This is a genomic window from Alteromonas sp. H39, assembly GCF_047556435.1.
Lineage (GTDB): Bacteria > Pseudomonadota > Gammaproteobacteria > Enterobacterales > Alteromonadaceae > Alteromonas.
Map to the genome: position 1 here is coordinate 1818482 of NZ_CP180210.1, position 20258 is coordinate 1838739.

Annotated in this window: 17 protein-coding genes; 7 read left to right on the forward strand and 10 right to left on the reverse strand. The window is 49.5% G+C overall.

Annotated elements, in window-relative coordinates:
• Window positions 1-281 precede the first annotated feature (281 nt).
• The 3 genes from ACLBLI_RS08045 (at window position 282) to ACLBLI_RS08055 (ending at window position 4436) form a co-directional block, all read left to right on the forward strand.
• The gene (locus tag ACLBLI_RS08045; RefSeq protein ID WP_414830575.1) at window positions 282-2186 is read left to right on the forward strand and encodes a S9 family peptidase; all 1905 of its coding nucleotides are present in this window, start codon (window positions 282-284) and stop codon (window positions 2184-2186) included.
• Between the two features lie 386 nt (window positions 2187-2572).
• Window positions 2573-3205 carry a CPBP family intramembrane glutamic endopeptidase gene (locus ACLBLI_RS08050; protein WP_414830576.1) on the forward strand — a complete coding sequence of 211 codons (633 nt, stop codon included), beginning with the start codon at window positions 2573-2575 and terminating at the stop codon, window positions 3203-3205.
• Window positions 3206-3383: 178 nt separating this feature from the next.
• Window positions 3384-4436, forward strand: coding sequence for a mechanosensitive ion channel family protein (locus tag ACLBLI_RS08055; RefSeq protein ID WP_414830577.1), 1053 nt, complete (start codon window positions 3384-3386; stop codon window positions 4434-4436).
• Window positions 4437-4463: 27 nt separating this feature from the next.
• Here ACLBLI_RS08055 and ACLBLI_RS08060 read toward each other — a convergent pair whose 3' ends face one another.
• Genes ACLBLI_RS08060 through ACLBLI_RS08070 form a run of 3 tightly spaced genes read right to left on the reverse strand, consistent with a single transcriptional unit; the run spans window position 4464 to window position 7112 of the window.
• On the reverse strand, window positions 4464-5489 hold the full coding sequence (locus ACLBLI_RS08060) for a DUF3080 family protein (protein WP_414830578.1): 1026 nt from the start codon (window positions 5487-5489) through the stop codon (window positions 4464-4466).
• Entirely contained in the window at window positions 5476-6222 is a 747-nt protein-coding gene (locus tag ACLBLI_RS08065; RefSeq protein ID WP_414830579.1) for a pteridine reductase, read from the reverse strand. The genes ACLBLI_RS08060 and ACLBLI_RS08065 overlap by 14 nt, the downstream gene beginning before the upstream one ends.
• A gap of 11 nt (window positions 6223-6233) precedes the next feature.
• Complete coding sequence (locus ACLBLI_RS08070) at window positions 6234-7112, reverse strand: fructosamine kinase family protein (RefSeq protein ID WP_414830580.1); 879 nt, start codon at window positions 7110-7112, stop codon at window positions 6234-6236.
• A gap of 321 nt (window positions 7113-7433) precedes the next feature.
• Here ACLBLI_RS08070 and thrS point away from each other — a divergent pair, with 321 nt between their 5' ends.
• From thrS to rplT, 4 genes are all read left to right on the forward strand, one after another.
• Entirely contained in the window at window positions 7434-9347 is a 1914-nt protein-coding gene (thrS, locus tag ACLBLI_RS08075) for a threonine--tRNA ligase (RefSeq protein WP_414830581.1), read from the forward strand.
• An 82-nt stretch (window positions 9348-9429) separates the two neighbouring features.
• Complete coding sequence (gene infC, locus ACLBLI_RS08080; protein ID WP_414830937.1) at window positions 9430-9969, forward strand: translation initiation factor IF-3; 540 nt, start codon at window positions 9430-9432, stop codon at window positions 9967-9969.
• A gap of 113 nt (window positions 9970-10082) precedes the next feature.
• Window positions 10083-10280 (forward strand): 50S ribosomal protein L35, encoded by a 198-nt coding sequence (gene rpmI, locus ACLBLI_RS08085; RefSeq protein ID WP_189403603.1) that lies wholly within the window; start codon window positions 10083-10085, stop codon window positions 10278-10280.
• A gap of 19 nt (window positions 10281-10299) precedes the next feature.
• Entirely contained in the window at window positions 10300-10656 is a 357-nt protein-coding gene (gene rplT, locus ACLBLI_RS08090) for a 50S ribosomal protein L20 (RefSeq protein WP_012518092.1), read from the forward strand.
• 197 nt (window positions 10657-10853) lie between these two features.
• On the opposite strand, the gene ACLBLI_RS08095 is transcribed toward rplT, so the two are convergent.
• From ACLBLI_RS08095 to ACLBLI_RS08125, 7 genes are read right to left on the reverse strand one after another with little or no spacing between them, the layout of a single operon-like run.
• Entirely contained in the window at window positions 10854-12872 is a 2019-nt protein-coding gene (locus ACLBLI_RS08095; RefSeq protein ID WP_414830582.1) for an alpha/beta hydrolase, read from the reverse strand.
• Window positions 12862-14451, reverse strand: coding sequence for a glycosyltransferase family 39 protein (locus ACLBLI_RS08100; protein WP_414830583.1), 1590 nt, complete (start codon window positions 14449-14451; stop codon window positions 12862-12864). Before ACLBLI_RS08100 ends, ACLBLI_RS08095 begins: the two co-directional genes overlap by 11 nt.
• Window positions 14438-15754, reverse strand: a complete 1317-nt coding sequence (locus tag ACLBLI_RS08105; RefSeq protein ID WP_414830584.1) for a hypothetical protein — start codon at window positions 15752-15754, stop codon at window positions 14438-14440. Before ACLBLI_RS08105 ends, ACLBLI_RS08100 begins: the two co-directional genes overlap by 14 nt.
• Window positions 15754-17046 carry a tetratricopeptide repeat protein gene (locus tag ACLBLI_RS08110; protein WP_414830585.1) on the reverse strand — a complete coding sequence of 431 codons (1293 nt, stop codon included), beginning with the start codon at window positions 17044-17046 and terminating at the stop codon, window positions 15754-15756. The genes ACLBLI_RS08105 and ACLBLI_RS08110 overlap by 1 nt, the downstream gene beginning before the upstream one ends.
• Window positions 17046-18506: a flippase gene (locus tag ACLBLI_RS08115; protein WP_414830586.1), complete on the reverse strand. Its 1461-nt coding sequence runs from the start codon at window positions 18504-18506 to the stop codon at window positions 17046-17048. Before ACLBLI_RS08115 ends, ACLBLI_RS08110 begins: the two co-directional genes overlap by 1 nt.
• Entirely contained in the window at window positions 18496-19656 is a 1161-nt protein-coding gene (locus tag ACLBLI_RS08120) for an efflux RND transporter periplasmic adaptor subunit (RefSeq protein ID WP_414830587.1), read from the reverse strand. Before ACLBLI_RS08120 ends, ACLBLI_RS08115 begins: the two co-directional genes overlap by 11 nt.
• A complete protein-coding gene (locus ACLBLI_RS08125; RefSeq protein ID WP_414830588.1) occupies window positions 19653-20213 on the reverse strand; it encodes a metal-dependent hydrolase in 561 nt (186 codons plus the stop codon). Before ACLBLI_RS08125 ends, ACLBLI_RS08120 begins: the two co-directional genes overlap by 4 nt.
• Between the last annotated feature and the right edge of the window lie 45 nt (window positions 20214-20258).

Genomic DNA, 20258 nt, shown 5'->3' on the forward strand with positions numbered 1-20258 from the left:
TTATACAGGCTTAAACGCGATGATTGTACACAATCTCAGCAGATCAAATAACGTTCAATCTATATCGGCAGGAAAAAGAATGACTTAACGATTAGTACTATAAATCCTCATGTTAGTTCAATCTGTTAGCATCACGACACAGGATTTACGTAGGGTGAGGCACACTTCGCTATGATATTGAGGAGCTTGCGAGAAAAATGGTGACCCGTCAGGTGCATTTTTATTCGTAACTGGCTACTCTTGAAATGGCGACCGCAAACAACTCAGGGAGTGAACAAACTATGCGTGTACTATTTTTACTGGCTGGTTCAGTGCTGTTGGCTGCATGTCAGTCACCGCCTAAACCGGAAGTTGTGCTTGAACAGGAGCAAGCCATCCCGGCCTATTCGGCAGAAGCGTTTTTTGATAATGAAACGGTAACGGGCAACGACATCAGCTTTGATGACAGTGCTGTGCTGGTGACTTCAGACAAAACCGGTGTTTTTAATGTTTATCGTTATCCCATTGATGGCAGTGAGCCGTTGCAGTTAACGTTTTCCGAAACCGATGCTTATCGCGGTATTTCCTGGTTTCCCGCCGATGACAGGTTCTTGTTTGCTGCCGATGAGGGTGGCAATGAGTTAACGCATATTTATGTTCAGACCCCGGAAGGCAAGGTGACAGACCTGACACCCGGAGAGAAAGTAAAAGCAATGTTTGTGGGGTGGCAACGCGACAACCGCCATTTCTTCATAGCCACCAACGAGCGTGATCCCAAGGCTTTTGATCTCTATCGCTACCAGGCTGATGACTATACCCGCACGCGTATTTTCGAGAATTCCGAGGCGCTTTCTCTGATGGAAGTGAGCCCGGACGGCCGCTACCTTACGCTGATCAAGTCGCTAAGTAATACTGACGATGACCTTTATCTTCTGGCGCTGAATGATCAAGATGCGAAGCCGGTATTGCTGACTGACGGGCCGGAAAAAGCCAGTCATACCGTTTATACATTTACCCCTGACTCTTCGGCATTAATTTATGGTACCAACGCTGGTACGGAGTTTGTCGAGGCGTGGGAATACGACATCGAAGACAACAGCAAAACCCTCGTTTATTCTGATAAATGGGACGTTACCTTTTATAAGTATTCAGATAACGGCCGGTATCTGGTTACCGGATTGAACGCCGATGCACGCACGGAAATCGCCGTCGTCGACATTCAGCAGCAATCTCCTGTGGTAGTGCCGAATCTTCCCTCGGGCGATATCTACGGCGTCACATTCACTTCTGATGAAAACACGATGGTGTTCTATCTCGAATCCGATACCGCGCCGGCTAACCTGTATAGCTATCAGTTTGGCGGTGAGCTGAAACGATTGACCGATACCCTCAACCCTGCCATCGATCCTGAGAATCTGGTTGCCAGTGAGGTTGTGCGTTTCTCCAGCTTTGACGATGTTACGATACCGGGATTACTGTACAAACCGCACCAGGCAAATCGGGTTAACCCAGTGCCCGCAGTGATTCTTATTCATGGCGGTCCCGGCGGGCAGTCCCGTGCAGGTTACAGTGCGCTGATTCAGCATCTGGTAAATCACGGCTACGCGGTTTTTGCTGTAAATAATCGTGGCTCATCGGGTTACGGGAAAACTTTTTTCCACCTGGACGATCAGCGCCACGGTGAAGATGACTTGCAGGATATTGTTTATGCCAAACGCCACCTAACGACGTTACCCTGGGTGAATGCCAGCGAAATTGGTGTCATGGGAGGTAGTTACGGTGGGTACCTTACCATGGCGGCAATGGCCTTTACGCAGGAATTTGAAGTCGGAATTAATATTTTCGGCGTGACCAACTGGGTACGCACACTTAAGAGCATTCCGCCGTGGTGGGAGAGCTTCCGGGAGTATCTGTATGCGGAAATGGGAGATCCGGCCACGGATGAAGCGCGTTTGTATCGAATTTCACCTCTGTTTCACGCAGACAAGATAACCCAGCCCGTTCTGGTGGTGCAAGGCGCTAACGATCCGCGCGTGTTACAAGTAGAAAGTGATGAAATGGTAGCAGCGATGCGTGAAAACGGTGTGCCGGTCGAGTATGTCCTGTTTGACGATGAAGGGCATGGCTTTCGAAAAAAATCCAATCGTATCGTGGCGCAAAATGCCTATCTGGACTTCTTAAATACCTACCTTAAAACGACGCCATAACTACCTCGCACGGCAGTGGGACGCATCATGCGCTCCACTGCCGGTTGCCCACTACGTCGTCAGGATAGCACTGCAAACCGTGTAACAATGCCATTGGAACTCTGTATGTTGTGCATGACGTTAACATGTGTGCTTACTCCTAAAACAGTTTGATGTGCCGCGCTGTTGCTGCAGACGTAAGAATGCCAGGCACGATTTTACGTTAGCGTACAACGCCCTGGCGCGTTGACCTACCATCCCCGGCAATATCTGTTAGCTAAACAGACTGGAGGTAAACACAGGCGCAATAAAAGAAAGCCGCCCCGTTTTTTGCATATTGGCACTACACTTTCATATAAGAGGATCACATAAGTGTCATGAAATGGTCATGAAAGCGGAGTAGGTCAGTGGCAAAACTTTGGGCAGAATTGATCGGGCTGTTTATTCTGGTCCCGGTGGTAGTCATGGTGTGGGCGAAGCAACTGGGTGGTTTTTTAATGCCACTGCTTGGAGCCGTTGGCTTGCTTTGCCTGGCATTACTGCTTGCCGATAAACAGTTTAAGCGAATTCGGTTATGGCATTGGGAAGCGTGGCGCTGCCATGTTAAAGATGCGCTTAAGTTGTTCGTTCCCTGGGCCTGTTTACTGGCGTTACTGGTTTATCTGCTAAAACCCGAATTGTTTCTTCACTGGCCGGTTAACGAGCCCTGGATGTGGATCACCACGCTGCTAATTTACCCACTGGTGTCTGTAATCCCTCAGGAAATCATTTTCAGAACGTACTTTTTCCACCGTTATAAGCGTATTTTGCCATCGCGTTATGCGCGGTGGGCCTTAAGTACCTTCGTATTTGGTCTTGCCCATTTGGTTTACGGGAACTGGGTGGCGGTAGTGATATCGTGGGTTGGCGGCGGCATTTTTGGTTATCGCTATATGCAAAGTAAATCAACGCCGGTCGTGGTTATCGAGCACGCGTTATGGGGCAGTTTTGTTTTCACCATCGGCCTGGGCTCGTATCTTGTGATTTCAGCACCAGCCTGACGCGCTGGCTGGTGTGCAGCGAAATGATACCAGGTTCTCTCTTGAAATCGCTCACCGGCGTGGCAGGTTGCCACATACTGACATACATTTGAATAGCGTTGAACCAGGTGCGCAAGCTAATGCGTATCAACATCGGGCTAGCCAGCCCGGTTAAAGATAGGGTAATCAGGAGACGAGAATGGAGGAATCTACCGCAGGGGCTGTCAACGAGCTTACGCAGGGAGTGAGTGCATTTTATGAGGCCGCGCTGACCCGATTACCGGCGCTGGGATTGGGACTTATCATTCTGGCAACACTTGTGCTACTTGCCGGACCGCTGTCGCGAGTGATACTTAGGCCGTTTAATTACGTGACCCAAAGTGACCTTATTCGTTCTGTCAGTCGGCGTACAGTGAGTATTCTGCTGATCTTGCTAGGTGTCTATGTGTTCCTGAAACTGGCGGGTCTTACTGAATTTGCTGTGGCGGTAATTAGCGGTACTGGCGTAATAGGGCTGATCTTAGGTTTTGCGTTTCGCGATATCGCTGAGAATTTTATCTCCAGCTTGTTGCTAACGGTACAGCGGCCTTTTCGCCTTGGCGACGTTGTGCAAATAAACGACTTTCTGGGGGTGGTGCAAAAAGTGACATCCCGAGCCACGACGCTGGTGGATTTTGACGGCAACCATATCCAAATCCCCAACGCGACCATTTACAAAGGTGTGATAAAAAACCTCACTGCCAACCCAAAAATGCGCGGCCATTTTATAATAGGTGTTGGCTATGAAAATGATGCGAGAGTTGCGCAGTCACTGGCGAGACAGCGCCTCGATTCCCATCCCGATGTGCTGGATGATCCTGAACCACAGGTACTGATTCACGAGTTAGGTTCATCGACACTTAATTTAAAAGTGTATTTCTGGGTAAACGCCGAGCAAATAAGCGTATTAAAAATGGCTTCGGTGTTAATGCGGGATATCGTTTCGGCGTTTACGAAAGCCGGGATCAGTATGCCGGATGACGCCCGCGAAGTTATCTTTCCGCAGGGGGTACCAATTATTCAAAGCCAGTCGGGCAGTGCACCAGAGGCGGACGAGCCTGAACCCGAAAAGTCAACTACGCCGCAACATACTGGGTCTGACATTCACGTATCGTCTGGCCCTGCCCACGACGATGTATCCAGCGAAAACGATACCATCCGCAAGCAAGCTGCGGAATCCCGTGACCCCGAGGCAGGTGAAAACATACTCTGAGCGGCATACGTGAGGAAAAGCTGAATGCTAGCTTGCTGAAGGCGCTGTAGGCGAAAGATTGCAGCGTTTCAGAAAACCCTGCCAAAGCGTAACATGTTCGCTTATCGCTTTCTGATACGCGCCAAATTTTGTTTCACGTTCTCTCAGAAAAGCTTTAAATGGCTCGCTTAATGACGGATCGGTTTGCCATTGGGTGAAAACTGGCTGAATCTGATAGTAATACTGGTTGATATTGCTGCCTACCGGCTGGATCTGTTCAATAAAGAATAAGTAGAACACATTACGTAATATTTTTGCCTCATCGGTGGCGCGACCGTCGGGGCAATTGATAGCTGCCAATGGCTGTGCCAATGCGTTTGTCAGTTCAGTTAACGTTATTTGCAGATAATCCTGAGTCACCCAAAGTCGCGCAGGCAACCGTGATGACTCAATTTGTTTGAGCTGTTCATCCAGTTCGGTCATGGAAAGTGAAAGCGTAGTTTTTAATTTATTGAGATAACCAATTGCATTCACGGCAGCACCCGCGTCCGGGTTGGTATCGTGTCTAATCCAGCCGCGGGAAATAGTCATCGCCAGCCGCATCGCTTCTGATGTGGTTATCAGGTTGGCCCATACGGTATTTCTCTGTACCAGTTTCTCGTGTTTCCACTCAGCTAGCTTGGCAGACAGCTCAGGTTTTTTGTCTTTAAGCAGCGTGACACAGGCATCCATGGCGTTAATAAGCCGGGTTTCGTAGCGAAATCGTTGCGATGGGTGAGGCGTTCTGCCTAATGCTGTATTGCGTTCGGCGACCAGTGTGCCAATTTCACATTCCTGTAAGGCATAGAACTCACGTAAATTAATGTTCATCGGCGGTACATCAACATGGAGGCTTTCACGGCTGGGGAAGTTAAGCGGCGCTGGCGAGGGAAGGGAACCCAGATTAATATCCAGAACGCGCTCCAGACGCGCCTGATACTCATCGAGCGCATCAGGCACCTCTACCTGACAGCAGCCTCCAAGCAACAGGAGGGCCAACGCGACCCCGGTACTGACAACGTCACGCACTGGCATGGGTATAAATACTGCGCCCGCCATCCACGAAAAGGATCTGGCCGGTGATGTATGGGGCGTTGATTAAAAACAGCGCCGTTTGTGCAATGTCCTCGGGTGTTCCTAAGCGGTTAAGCGGGATGCTTTGCAGCATTTGCTGTTTATCGGAATCACTAAGTTCCCGCTCGGGCCACAATATCGCACCAGGCCCTATTCCGTTTACCCTTATCTCAGGTGCCAGCTCCGTAGCCAGCGATTTTGTCACGCTGGCCAGGCCGTTTTTTGCCAGACAATACACACTATGTTGCATGAGTGGTCGGGCAATGTGCATGTCGACCATATTCACGATGCATCCGCCGGATTGTTTCAGTGACGGAGCGAGTGCCTGCGACAGAAAAAGTGGCCCCTGAACGTTACTGCCAACCAGCGACGCCCAGTCATCAAGGGTAATCTCGCCTACAGGCGTAGGGTAAAAGGACGACGCATTATTCACCAGCACATCCAGACGTTGCCAGGCGTCCTGCGCAGCCTTCGCAAGGTGCTGAATATCATTATGATTACGTAAATCGCCTTGCACCGTGACGGCCGAATCCGGACGCTGCGCATTAAGTTTTTCAGCCAGAGAAAGGGCATCCTGCTCGGACGTGCCATAGTGAATCACGATATTATATCCACTGGCATGGAGTGCCTGCGCAATCGCTGCGCCAATACGTTTTGCCGCACCTGTTACCAGGGCAACCGGTTTATCAGTCATGAATTATCCCATTAAAACTGTTTTTCCAGTGCCATGATCGCAGATTTAGCCTGCGACAAGTAGGCCCCGGTAAAAAGTAATGCGTGATTCAGTACGTGATAAAGCTGATAGAGGTTTTCTCGCTGAGGGTAGGAGGCATCAAGAGGAAAAACAGTGTCATAACCTTCATAAAAAGACGACGGAAAGCCGCCAAACAGCCTTGTCATTGCAATATCCGTTTCACGATCGCCAACATAAACCGCGGGATCAAACAGGATGGGGCCTTTGGTGCAAAAGCCAGCATTACCCGACCAGAGATCGCCGTGAACAAGTGACGGCGCTGGCTGATGTGTGGCAAGCAGTTGCTGGATTTTTGTCACAAATATATCGGCTTGAGTGAGTTTATGGCCTTTGGTTGACAGCCGTTCAAGCATACTGCCGATGCGATACTCAGCATAAAACGTCGCCCAGTCGTGATGCCAGATATTGGATTGAACGCTGGCGCCAATAAAATTATTGGCAGACCAGCCAAACCGGGATTGCGTGACCTGGTGCAGCCTGGCAAGCTGAGCGCCCATGGCGTGCCAGTCTGCCGGGTTTTCAACAAAGCGGATATGGTTAAGTACTAGGTACTCGAAGCCAGTTGGCTTATCTTCTGTTACACCATAACAGACTACGTGTGGTGTCATAACCGTGCCAGTGGATTCCAGTGCCTTCAGACCCTCCATTTCACAGCGCAAAGGACAGGTAGTGTCATCGGGTCTGACTTTGACAAAAAAGCGTCGGGTGTCGTCACGAATCACGAAGCATTCGTGAGTGTCACCGCCATGCGCGGCAGTGCGCTTTTGGCAGACAAACAGAGAACCGGTTGCCTCGGAAATATGATCGCTGATGAAATGCCACATAGTCATATGTCGTTAACCCATCTTTGTGAAGTATGGTCAATTATTCACGCTTTGCGAGCCAACAGTGGATGAATTGCGACTGGGGAAACGTGTGATGAGCGTTATCGGCTTCACGTTGCCCGCTTAGCGCCGTAGTAAAAAAGGTAACATTCCCCGATGCCTGAGAAAAGTGAGCATTGCAAGTCACTGTATAGCCGTTATAATCCGTCCCCTGTGACAGACATTGGTATTGTCTTCACCTATCGGACACCGCCAGGTGTCTTTTTCATTTAAAGATTTGATAAACAAGTGGCGCAGAGTAGGCGTCACCACTGTAAAGGAATGAACATGCCTGTAATTACTCTTCCTGACGGAAGCCAGCGCGCTTTCGACCATGCCGTCTCTGTAATGGATGTTGCCTCTGACATCGGTCCCGGTCTCGCTAAAGCGACCATCGCGGGTAAAGTGAACGGTGAACTTGTCGACGCGGTTGACCTGATTGAGCAGGACGCGGCGCTGCAAATCATTACTGCGAAGGACGAGGAAGGCCTGGAGATTATCCGCCACAGCTGTGCGCACTTAATTGGCCATGCAATTAAGCAACTTTGGCCTGATGCCAAAATGGCGATTGGTCCGACTATCGACAATGGTTTCTATTATGATGTCGATATGGAGCACAGCCTGAGTCAGGAAGATTTACAAAAGCTCGAAAAGCGTATGCTGGAGCTGGCAAAAACCAACTACGACGTGGTGAAGAAAAAAGTCAGCTGGCAGGAAGCGCGGGAAACCTTTGTTGACCGTCACGAGCCTTACAAGGTTGAAATTCTCGACGAGAATATCAGTCAGGACGACAAGCCAGGCCTGTATCATCACGAAGAGTACACAGATATGTGTCGCGGCCCTCACGTGCCGAACATGAAATTCTGCCATCACTTTAAACTGATGAAGGTTGCCGGGGCGTACTGGCGCGGTAATAGCGAAAACAAAATGCTGCAGCGCATTTACGGTACTGCCTGGGCGGACAAGAAACAGCTTAAAGCCTACCTGAACCGTCTTGAAGAAGCAGAAAAGCGTGATCACCGTAAAATTGGTAAAACGCTGGATCTGTTCCACTGGCAGGAAGAAGCGCCGGGAATGGTTTTCTGGCACAACGACGGCTGGTCTATTTATACCGAGCTGGAGAAGTTCGTTCGCCAGATGCTGCGTAAATACCAGTACGATGAGGTAAAAGGGCCATTGATGATGGACCGCGTGCTGTGGGAAAAATCCGGGCACTGGGACAAGTACGCCGAGAACATGTTTACTACCGAGTCGGAAAAGCGCGAATACGCGATTAAGCCGATGAACTGTCCAGGTCACGTACAGATTTTCAATCAGGGCCTGAAGTCCTATCGCGATCTGCCGTTGCGTATGGCTGAGTTCGGCTGCTGTCACCGTAACGAACCTTCTGGTGCACTGCATGGTCTGATGCGCGTGCGTGGATTTACCCAGGACGATGCTCACATTTTCTGTACTGAAGAGCAGATGATGGATGAGGTGTGTAGCTGTATCGATATGATTTACGATGCCTACAAAGCCTTTGGTTTTGAAAAAATTGCCGTAAAACTCTCAACACGTCCTGAGAAACGTGTTGGCAGTGATGAAATTTGGGACAAAGCCGAAAAAGCGCTGGCCGACGCACTGGACAGCAAAGGCATTGAGTTCCAGTATTTACCCGGTGAAGGGGCGTTCTACGGACCCAAAATCGAATTTACGCTGTATGATTGTTTAGATCGTGCATGGCAATGCGGTACGGTACAGGCTGACTTTTCCATGCCAGGTCGCTTAGGCTCTACGTATGTTGCAGAAGACGGCGAGCGCAAAGTGCCGGTGATGATTCACCGTGCCATACTGGGCTCACTGGAACGTTTTATTGGTATTCTGACCGAAGAATTCGCTGGATTTTTCCCGCTGTGGTTGGCACCTCAGCAGATAGTTGTGATGAATATTACGGACAGTCAGGCCGAATATGCCAATAAATGTGTACAAAAACTGCAAGAATTAGGCTTTAGAGCAAAGTCTGACTTGAGAAATGAGAAGATAGGCTTTAAAATCCGCGAGCACACCTTAAAGCGTGTTCCATACATGCTGGTGGTCGGTGACAAAGAAAGAGATGCCGGACAGGTTGCTGTGCGTTCTCGCCGGGGTGAAGATATGGGCAGTATGCCACTGGAAGACTTCATCGCCATGGCTGAAAAAGAAGTTGCCGATAAAGTGATTTAAAAGTTGAGCAAATAGGCTCACACAGGGCCTGCCCGGTGGGATACGGGCAGGCACGAGATTTTAGTTTTTGGAGGAATAGCACATTAAAGGCGCTAACAATAAGGCTCAGGGCAGTAAAGCCCGCATTAACGACGAAATTAAAGCCACCGAAGTACGATTAATCGATGCTGATGGTGAACAGGCAGGTGTTGTCTCGCTCGCTGAAGCAATTCAAACAGCAGAAGCTGCCAGCTTGGATCTGGTAGAAATCAGTCCGAATGCCGAGCCGCCAGTCTGTAAAGTTATGGACTATGGCAAATTCCTCTTCGAGAAAAGTAAAGCTCAGAAAGAGCAGAAGAAAAAACAGAAGCAAATTCAGGTCAAGGAGATTAAATTTCGCCCTGGCACTGATGAAGGCGATTACCAGGTAAAACTGCGCAACCTGCGTCGCTTTCTAGAAGGTGGTGATAAAGCCAAAGTCACAATCCGCTTCCGCGGTCGTGAAATGGCGCACCAAGAGATCGGTATCGAGCTTTTGAATCGCGTTAAAGCTGATTTAGAAGACGTTGCCACTTGCGAATCTTTCCCACGTCGTGTGGAAGGTCGCCAGATGATCATGGTGCTCGCCCCAAACAAGAAGTAGTAGTGGTCTAAAGTTTTCAGAGAATCTGCACCTTTGAAACACCCTGCTGCAAACATTAACCGACCAACGGTGCTGCACACCCAGGTCGATATTAACAATGCGGAGTTTTAGCAATGCCTAAAATGAAAACTGTAAGCGGTGCCGCCAAACGTTTTAAGAAAACAGGTTCTGGCCGCTTTAAGAGCAAGCAGTCTCACTTGCGTCACATTCTGACCAAGAAGAGTACTAAGCGTAAACGTCACTTACGTGGCAAAAAACTGGTTCATGACGCCGATACCAAATTGGTTCAGCGCATGTTGCCTTACGTTTAAGACTTAAGGAGACTGATTAATGGCTCGAGTAAAACGCGGCACGATTGCACGTGCACGTCATAAAAAAGTCCTCAAGCAGGCAAAAGGTTATTACGGTGCTCGCTCACGTGTTTATCGCGTAGCAGTACAGGCTGTAACTAAAGCTGGTCAATATGCTTACCGTGACCGTCGTCAGCGTAAACGTCAATTCCGCCAACTGTGGATTGCACGTATCAACGCTGCGGCACGTCAAAACGGTATGTCATACAGCCGTTTCATCAACGGTCTGAAAAAAGCGTCTGTCGAAATCGATCGTAAGATCCTTGCCGACATCGCGGTACATGACAAAGCGGCATTCAGCGCACTAGTCGAAGCGGCTAAAGGCGCATTAGCTTAATTATTAACTAATTAAGTTTAAGTTCTTTCGGGAAACGGCGAGCAGGATGCTCGCCGTTTTTCGTTTCTGATTCCAAAAAAATAGCCATAACCAGATTGCTTCATCCGGAGCCCTGCTGTTGCGATTTTGTGCTGCGCCTGAGAAATAATAAAAAACGACCGGGAAGTACAAAGCACTTCCCCGTCAATCCGGAAGCGTCATGGGACAGTGGTGACGGTCACTGTACCGTTGGAGGTTTCCGGGGTGATAACGCTCTGCGGCGTCTTAAATTCTGCTCCTGAGCGACGAAGCACCGATTCGAAAAAACGAAAGTTGTCCAGCGCATCTGCCTGATAGTACATAGCTGGTGCGTGCCTCACGCCTTCAAATTCCGCATAGTCGTAAGAAATATCGAGATTGTCCAGCAGTTGAATAGCAGCTTGGTTATATCGTCGTGTTCCGTCTTGTGTTCCCACCCGTATCCGGATTGGAAAGCCGGATGCGCGAATGTGCTCCTCGTTTTCCCTGAGCCAGTGTGCTGGTGTGTTGGCGATGAAATAACTCATATCGGCATCGAATACTCGCCGGAAACTATTATCATCCTGCTTACCTGGGGGGTGTGCTTCGCTTAGTAAAGCTGCTCCATAAATATTTACAGCAGCGAACAGGTCGGTGTATTTGGCTGCCAGTTTCAATGCGCCAAAACCGCCCATAGAGAAACCTTCAAGCAGCCGTCTATCAGGGGACAGACCAATATTATGGCGTTTTTCTACGGTAGGTATTAACTCGTTGATGAGCATGGTTTCCACCGGCATATCCGCACTTTTGGCATCGCTGTAAAAAGAGTGCCGTCCACCATTTACAAATACCATCGCCGTGGGGCGAATGATATTCTGACTAATAGCAGACTGAAGAAACTGAGCCAGGTGGATCCCCCGGATTTCATTGCCGCCTTTGCCATGCAGCCAGTAAATGACTGGAAGCGGACTATCATTTACATGTTCGGGCAAGAAAAGCGAATAGCCTACGTCCTGATTTAGATAGTTGCTGGCGAAATGAAAGTGCGTAACAGTTGCACTCTCGCGCTTCGCTGGCGGGTTATTCCAGGCCCCCCATGTTTCTTCCTGCGGTGCAGTAGCTTGCGTCATTACAGGGACTGGAGTTGCCATGGCGGTTTGCACAGCAGTATCAGCAGAACCGATAGCGTCTGCCAGGGTAGTAAATGCGCTGGTGTTACCGAAAGCCAGAAAATCGCTCAAATAGACTTCGAGGTAATGAAAATCATAATGCCTGGCAAGAACAGCAATATCACGCAGGATAGTTTCGCTGTCACAAGGGCGCAGGTTACCATTTGCTCTGCATGAGCGGGTATCTTTCGCTGGCCATAAAAACTGTGCGGCGGCATAGGGACGGGCATTGAAAACCATTCTCCAGCCGTACAACTGCTGTGCTGACAACGGGTCTGGTGTACGGGTGGAAAGATTATGTCGCTGCATGAAAAAGCGTTCGGGATAGGTTTGACTGGCATACCGATATACCCTTTCGGCGAGTGCGTAGCGGTTTTCCATTAATGATGGCGGAAGCGGACCAAACGCCATCTTCAGCGAGGCATGCCGGAAAACGCCTGCAGCGTGATCTATCAGCGTTTTACACGCAAAAAATAACTTATCTTCTGAAAAGGCGTGGTGACCCCAGTCAATATTGTCCGGTATATTCCAGTCGTCGGTGGTCGCATTGGCGCACTGCAGCGAAATGATGTCGATGAGTTCGGAGTCGTCAAACTTTGCAGCCACAGCAGATAACAGTGCTTTTTTCTCGTTAATCAGTGTTTCATCCCAAAATAACGGGATAGTGATGCGTTTCCCTTCGCTTTGATGAAATCTGTTTTTATTAATAAAACTGACCGTTTGGGTTTTCGCCTGCAGCCCAGGCGGCGTATTTACACCACCATTATTGATAACAAGGCTGACAGCTTTACCCGCTTTTTTGGCCAGTTTCGCCTGTGCAACAAGATGCTCAAACTTCATGGTATTGACGGGGTAGCCGAGTTCCTGCCAGTTGGCTCGCAGGACAACGCCAGTAACCTGTTTGCTTGTAAGAACCGCCTCAGGAACAGCGATGTTCGGTGGGATAAGAACATACATGCCATCAGGAACCGTAGTTTTGGCTTCTGTTTCCCAGGCGCAACCAAACACGATCAATGCACTGACAAGACACAAGGTAAAGTTACTGAACAAAATAGGGGTTCTCCCATAGCATTAACTTGGCGTCAGCCACTTCCCATGTCACGTTAGCGTGTTTGTCGAGATACGCCATCATCAGGTCGCCGGCACTACTCATCGATGCGCCTGAGGGGGCAAATAAAAACCACACGCGGCGATTTTTGTGCAGAATTTCTTTCAGTGTAAATGTATCTTGTATAACCGGGTTTCCAATCCATTTGTCCAGATAGAAAGGCATTGCGTCACGGTAATAGAACACAGTTGTAGAAGTTCCCTGCTGAATGTAATAGTCACCGGACATAGGAGTGTAAAACATGAACGGGAAAGGCGCCTGAATCACCACAATGTCCCCTTGCTGATAGTGATGGTTAAATGCCTCATAGATACTTCTGAACCCAAATCCTTTTGACTCGAATGCCATTTCAAAGGGGATAAATCCGGTTCGCGTTGGCGAGTAAAATTTAAATCCCCAGGCAGAGCTCAGTGACGTTGTAAGTGCAAATAATAAGGCGAACTGGAGCACCGCGGCGTGGCGCGCCCAGCGCCACCCTTTGGTAGCAAACTGCTTAAGAGGTTCAGTGGCTTCCAGCAATGCAATCGACGACACGATAAGAATGGCTGGCAGCACAAAGTAAACGTAACGTAATGCGTAATACCCCAGCATAGTGGTGAGCAATATCAGCGCAAAGCCGACGATCATAATCAGGTACATCGCACTCCACTGCTTTCTGAGCAGATAAATTCCTAACGCAAACGCCAGCACAAACAACAGATTTTCCGGCGTGGTCAGCGAGTCGATGTAAAAGGTTGGATCAAATGAGTACGCTTCGTAAGCAGGCTCAAGAAATGACACATCAGAGCGACTGGTACCCAGCGCCACGTAGGGAGCGCGTAGCACCGTTCGCCACGTCAGTTGCGCCACAACCGCAACGATAATCAGTAATGCGGCCAGCCAGGCATGTATGGATTTCAGGAACGTCCACTTCCCCCATGTCAGTATTATCGCTGTGATAAAAAATACCGGCAGCAAAAAGCCAGAGCCTTCCCAGCTTAAATACGTCAATAAGATACTGACTGCAATGAGATAAAACAGCCAGGGCTTCTCGTGACCATGCTGTAAAATACTGTGCAGAAGCAAAATGGTTACCAGCGTAATGAGCTGTAACTGTGAAGGGTAAAAGGCATTGGTTCCCCAGTATATTGTCCAGGGCAGCACCGCAAACATACCCGCGGCCAGTAAGCCTGCCCGAAAACTATGAAACCGTTCGCCTGCAACAACAATCAGCAGGGTAGTTAACGCAGAAAACAGTAATGCGGGGACTCTGACAGCGAATTCAGATTTACCGAGAAAGTACATGGAGGCGGCAATAGGATAAGGAACCAGCTCATAGGTCGAGATCACGAACTCGCCATTATTCTGCATAATGGAGGGGTAGCCATTTTTCAACACCCCTTGCGCAAACAGGATCATGGTTGACTCGTCCTGTGTAATGGAACGCTCCTCTATAACAGACAGGCGAAGAAAAAAGCCGGTTGCAACGATAGCGACAATAGCAAGCCACTTTACCCGGACATCAATGTCACGCTGGTCCATGGCGATTCTCCCAATCGTTACTGGTAAATAAAGCGATACACAACAGCATGGCACAGATCAAACCAAGGTATGGATGAAGTGCAGCGGGTAGCGTCCAGCCAAGATGATGGAGAATTATCATCAGCCACCCCAGTAACGACAGCACTACTGCCACACCAGTCACAGAGCGGACACTGTCTTTAACGGTCTCACCCTGAACAAATACTTTTATCAATAAACAGCAAAGCACAGAGAGGATAAGCGGAAACGCATTGAGCAGCAGGGTGGTAACTTGTGCGCGTAAATTCAAGGTTGCGTGCTTTACCGGGCGAAAGCGTATCCCCGGAGGTGAGTCGGCAAGCGTGCCATGAGGGAGTAACTTGCTGTCAGCCTCCCAGTTTTCGAAGGTTGATAAGTCTTTTGTGGTCTTGGCATCCAGTGTGTAAAGATAGCCAACCAGGGCAGCGCGAGGCTGGAAAACTTTACTTTGTAAATAAACATCCAGTCGATTATAACCACGACGCAAAAACGCACTGAGGTCGTGATACTGCACCACGTTGGGGTGTCCGGCGTAAATCGCGGCAATAGTCTGGTTTACCCGTATTTCATACGATCCATCGATAGCGACACCCAAGTACAGTTCGTCGCCCTGAGACACAAATACCGAGCGACTCAGCTCGAGCGCAGGATCAATCGGATCTGACGCCCAAAACCACTCTCCTGCGGCAGATGCGGTATTGGTAGTAAGGGGTAAGCCGCTTTGGTTGATAGTCGTGGACGCGGGTAGTGATACCAGCGTCGGTGATTGCCATGTATCAACAGCCGCCAGATGCTTTCCCCATGGCCGTAAAAAATGATTCGCCTGCGCCGTGCCCGCCACTTCCCACTGCACCTGTTTAGGGGTTACCGTGTCCTTACCTGGGTGTTTGCTTTCCACAAAAGCCTTGAACATAGCCGGTATGTTGCGAGACTGACCGATAATAGCAATGACCAGCGTGTTAGCACCGGGTGAGATATTGGCGGTTAAGTCAAAGCGTGACTGTATAAACTCAGGATTCGCGGGGATCCTACCAATACGCTCACCGTTAATAATAATGAGTGCTTCATCCCTTGAACCCAGCGTAAGAAAGACGGCTTTCTCGTTGCGCGACACGGTGAGCCTGGTCCGCGCCAGCAACATTTCGGTGCCTCCTGCAACCTGCATCCAGGGGCCTTCCGGCATTTTCCATTGAGGCTTCACGCTGTTTTGTGTCAGAATTTCACCGACATTGGACAAAAAACCGATGCAAACCAGCAGATAGATAATCAGTACCCGCCACGACATTATGTGCCTCCTAAGCCGCTGACAGCCCAGTAATTCCGCTCATTATCAAAACTGGCACATTGCAAATAGAAATGCCTGGCACGTTTGAAATACATATTGGCCACCATAGCATCACCGAGTGTGCAGTAGAGGTTTGCAATCACCGTATCGTTCTCCAGTTCCTGAACGGCTTCTTCAAAAGAAGAGATGGCAGCGTGAAGCTGGCCTTGCCGGGCTCTCGCATAGCCAAACAACACCCAAGATGCGATGTCATCACGGAACCAATCGGTATTCGCCAGCATTGTAGCCGCAAGGTTGTACTTTTTTTCTCGTATCGCTTGCAGCGCTTTTACGCTCATAAATGTGCGATAGTGACGTTGCCCAAAGTCTCTGAACATCCTGTCCATCGGGCTTTTTACCGCCATGTAGAGTAGCGGTGTAAGGCGATGCTCAAGTTCCGCGAATTTAGCCTCGTTCATATAGATGAAGTTTTGATCGCCCATAAAGTCATAAATAACCGGAATATGCGCGACCGGCCCGGACCAGCCGGCATAATTAACGTAGGCGCGGGCACACAGCGTGACAAAATAGTCTGAAGAGGCCAGCTCAGGGTTTACTGAAAGAGCGGTACTGCAATGATCCATCAGGTTGACTGAGCGACCCGCGTCCATTGGAATGGTATTGATGCGATAAGGGTCTCTGACGTAGTAAAAGGCAAAAATCATTATCACCACCCCCCACATTGACAGATAGTACAACGTGGTAGGAGCCCGGCTTGCGGTCACCAGCCGGAAGGTAAGTGGAATGAACATCCCCATGATGACAAATGCGTACCAGCCGAAACTCAGGTTTGACGTCACCATCAGTGTGCGTTCAAGGACACTGCGAACGTCAAAGCTGGCATTGTAGGCTGGCTGCATATTGTAATTGTTCTGAACCTGCAGCCTGAAGACTTCCTCAACCAGCGCGCGTGCTCTTGCTTCTTCGAAGAAATTCGGCAAGAGTCCGGATGTCTCGTTGGCGATAATTATTGGCCAGCACAACGCCAGTAGTACCGGAACCAGCAAAAAAGGAAGGGCTGCGGGAAAGTGAACCAAGCCTAACAGCGCGCCGGTGAGATAAAATGTCAGCACCAGCAGTGGAAGAGAGTAACCAAAAAAGGACAGTTCCGCGCCGGTTGGATTTGCAGACAAGGGCATATTAAGCCAGTCTAGCTCAAGCAATAACACCATGACCGTGAGAATGAGCAAAAACAACACCGCAGCGCCAAGTTGTTTGTACTGAATCTGATTCGCAATCGCCAGTGTAGCCATCAGGGCAGTACCTCCGCCGCGACCGCGCTATCGGATTTCTTCAGTAACATGCGGACATCCTGAATTGTGTATACCCTGAGCATTACAATCGCGGCCAGATAAGTCGCCGCGAAGCATAAAGTGCCTGCTATCATTTGGGTTACCGGTCCAAAATCCGGAATACACAGATAAGCCAGCGACGCAAAACAGCCAGACAGAACGACTCCCGTTACTTTTTTTATCTGCGAGAAGGTAACGCCACGCCGACTAAGCATGATTAACCCTGTTACCAGTACAACAGCCTCAGTGATTGCGGTGCTTATTGCCGCACCCACGTAGGTGAACGGTAGAATCAGTGCCACACCCAGAACGGTGTTGAGTGCCAGACTGATAAGCGCCAGTTTCATCAGGGTTTTTTGCTCACCAAGTGCAGCGAATGCCGGATGCAGTAATGCAGCGGGGATTAATGCCATCAGCGCCAGCCCCAGGACTTGCAGTGCAGGGGCTGCTTCTGCATAAGTGCTGGTATAAAACAATGGCACCAGTACGTCAGCTGAAAGCCAGACCCAAAGTGCCAACGGGACTGACGCGGCAAATAAAAACACCGTGATGTGATTAAAGGTAACCGTAAAACGGCTGATATCTTGTTTAGCGAGCTGCGAAAGTCGTGGCAGCATAACGCCGCTAAAGGCAATCGATGCCGTTTCAATCAGTTGCAGAACCCGATATGCTGAGCTGTAAAGGCCTACCGCAATCGCCGTCGCCAGGACCGACAACAACAAAATGTCCAGGTGTACGGTGAGTTTTCGCAATACCAGTGACGCCCCAAGGGGTAAAGATTCTGCAAATATGGTCTTCCACCTGGCCCACTGAAAACGAAACTGCACACGGCCGTAGCGTTTGTTAACTTCGAATAGCAACCAGAGTGTCTGGACGAGATTCGCAACAAAGTTTACTGCACATACGGCGATTAATCCGCCACCTGCGGCCAGCACAGCCCATATACCGAACGCCAGTATGGCTTTGTGCACGACACCGATGAATGCCGTCACCTGCATGTCTTCACGTGCGCGAATGGCTGCACCAAAAATTAACCCCTGCAGGGCGCTGAATCCGGCAAGCAGCATGAATAAAAACGAGTACAGCAGCTTGCTCTCGATGCCCCAAAAGTAAAGACTTATGCTGATAACCGTGATAAAGGCAACAGACAGTCCAAGGAGCCCCAGAGAAGTGAAACCGATTTGCTCATGCAGGGCATGTGGTTGTCGTGCAATGTCGCGGATAGTGATATTGACCATGCCACCGTCTGCAAAAAGCTGAATGATGCTGACCACGGCAAGCAGAGTGGAAAAGATCCCAAAGTCTGCGACACCAAGATACCTTGCCATTACGACCATAGCGAGAAATACGAGCGCGCCACCAACCGCCATGCCAGCCGTCACAAACAGTGAATTTTTGACCAGCTTTCGATTATTGGCCATATTGGAATGTCACGTCTGTGGGATCGATGGCGTTCACCAAATCACCATCAATCAAATCTAACTGACCAGCCACAACCACGCGGTCGCCATCCGCGAGGCCACTGCTAATGCCGACAAAGCCACTGGCCCGCTGGCCTACCGAGACATTTACCAGGGTTGCTGTGTCTCCTTCGACTTTAAATACCTGGGCCTGATCCTGATTCTGGTTTAGTAAGGCAACTGCCGGTATGCGTAACACCTCTTCAGTGGAGGTAAAGCGAATGAAGCCGGTCATGTTCGCCTGGACAACTAACGCTTTGTTTTCCATGGTGAAGTACCAGTTGAGGTTGTCTATTTGCTCCTGTTCCGGATTAAGCGGAGCCTCTTGCAAAAAGCGACCTGAAAATACATAGCCATCAAGGCCCTTAAGCACGACCTCACCTTTATCCCGGTTGGCCATTAAGAACTGGTAGTCGGTAGTATCAAAGACGCAGTTGGCAATCATTGGATTCACTACGGTGATGGTAGCGACAGTCTGATTCAGCCGTGCAACTTCGCCCTGTGCGGAAATGATGTCGACACGCCCTGTGACCGGAGAAAAAATGTCGGTTTTTTCCAGTTCCACCTGCGCCAGTTGAAGTTCCTCATCTGCGGTGGCACGCTCCCGCTCTGTTTGTATCAGCTCAATAAATGCGCGGCGGTAGTCAATTTCCAGCGACTGACCACTGGCGCGGTTTTCACGGTAATAATCTACCAGGCTGGCGCGCTCTTTAATTTCTTCATTAAGCCACCGGATCCGATCTTTCGCTTTGGACAGATTTGCCTCAATCTGTCGCTTGTCCAGTTCCAGCAGTTTCTGGCCCTTTTCGACTACATCACCGGCTTCGAAATAGCTTTCCCGAATAAGAATGTCATTGATTGCACTGGCCAGTTCTACACTTTTACTGGGTTGCGTATTACAACTTCCCACTATCAGTGGCTGAATAGGGGCGACGTTCGCTTCGTAAATACTAACAGGCAGAGCCTGTCCGGCTTTACGGGCCGAGTCGGCATCAACAATGTTGGCATGACGCCGCATTTCCCTAAGCAGGAAAAACGCCATTGCTAACAGAATCAGGATGATAGTGGCGGGAACCATGACCTTGACAGTAAACTGTATAAACGACTTCACTGGTTAATCTCCTTTTTACTCAATGAAACGCGTAGTCCCGATATTCGGGAAATGTAAAGAAGCGTAAGTACAAGCAGTGGCAGATAAATAGCAAGATCGAAAAGTGCGTTGCGGATATTTCGTTCACTAAGCCAGTTATCGTGATACACCCCCTGAAACAGCGTCACAGAAAAACCAAATTTCTCGCGGGTAAACGGAAGCAATGCCGGAATGCCATAGGACTGGTTAAGCCCAGGATTCAGTCCGGTGAGTGCATCTATCAGTAAATGGCTGGCAATCAGTGTTGTGGATAGCATCGCCATCTTGTGCCCCCACACCGCAGCAATAAGCAAACCGGCAAGCGCACAAAACAACAGACTATGGGTATGCTTGTAATGCCACCTGACATCACCAAAAATCAGAAAGGAGGGAATAATGTCGAAGTCTGGCAAACAGGCAAGAAACATAGCTAAGATGATCCACCGCCATACTGGCTGCTTAACATCAATCCAGCCTCTGGCCAGCGGAATAGCCAGGAGTATGACGCCCGCACAGGCGTGAACTAGCGGCGTTGCCATTATCCGTCACTCCCCGCAAAACACAGTGCAACGTGACCCCGGGTC

Excerpts from the sequence above, each read along its gene's own strand:
- ACLBLI_RS08045 (WP_414830575.1), top strand. The coding sequence starts at position 282 with ATGCGTGTACTATTTTTACTGGCTGGTTCAGTGCTGTTGGCTGCATGT.
- ACLBLI_RS08055 (WP_414830577.1), top strand. The coding sequence starts at position 3,384 with ATGGAGGAATCTACCGCAGGGGCTGTCAACGAGCTTACGCAGGGAGTG.
- ACLBLI_RS08060 (WP_414830578.1), bottom strand. The coding sequence starts at position 5,489 with ATGCCAGTGCGTGACGTTGTCAGTACCGGGGTCGCGTTGGCCCTCCTG.
- ACLBLI_RS08065 (WP_414830579.1), bottom strand. The coding sequence starts at position 6,222 with ATGACTGATAAACCGGTTGCCCTGGTAACAGGTGCGGCAAAACGTATT.
- ACLBLI_RS08070 (WP_414830580.1), bottom strand. The coding sequence starts at position 7,112 with ATGACTATGTGGCATTTCATCAGCGATCATATTTCCGAGGCAACCGGT.
- thrS (WP_414830581.1), top strand. The coding sequence starts at position 7,434 with ATGCCTGTAATTACTCTTCCTGACGGAAGCCAGCGCGCTTTCGACCAT.
- rpmI (WP_189403603.1), top strand. The coding sequence starts at position 10,083 with ATGCCTAAAATGAAAACTGTAAGCGGTGCCGCCAAACGTTTTAAGAAA.
- rplT (WP_012518092.1), top strand. The coding sequence starts at position 10,300 with ATGGCTCGAGTAAAACGCGGCACGATTGCACGTGCACGTCATAAAAAA.
- ACLBLI_RS08100 (WP_414830583.1), bottom strand. The coding sequence starts at position 14,451 with ATGGACCAGCGTGACATTGATGTCCGGGTAAAGTGGCTTGCTATTGTC.
- ACLBLI_RS08105 (WP_414830584.1), bottom strand. The coding sequence starts at position 15,754 with ATGTCGTGGCGGGTACTGATTATCTATCTGCTGGTTTGCATCGGTTTT.
- ACLBLI_RS08110 (WP_414830585.1), bottom strand. The coding sequence starts at position 17,046 with ATGGCTACACTGGCGATTGCGAATCAGATTCAGTACAAACAACTTGGC.
- ACLBLI_RS08115 (WP_414830586.1), bottom strand. The coding sequence starts at position 18,506 with ATGGCCAATAATCGAAAGCTGGTCAAAAATTCACTGTTTGTGACGGCT.
- ACLBLI_RS08125 (WP_414830588.1), bottom strand. The coding sequence starts at position 20,213 with ATGGCAACGCCGCTAGTTCACGCCTGTGCGGGCGTCATACTCCTGGCT.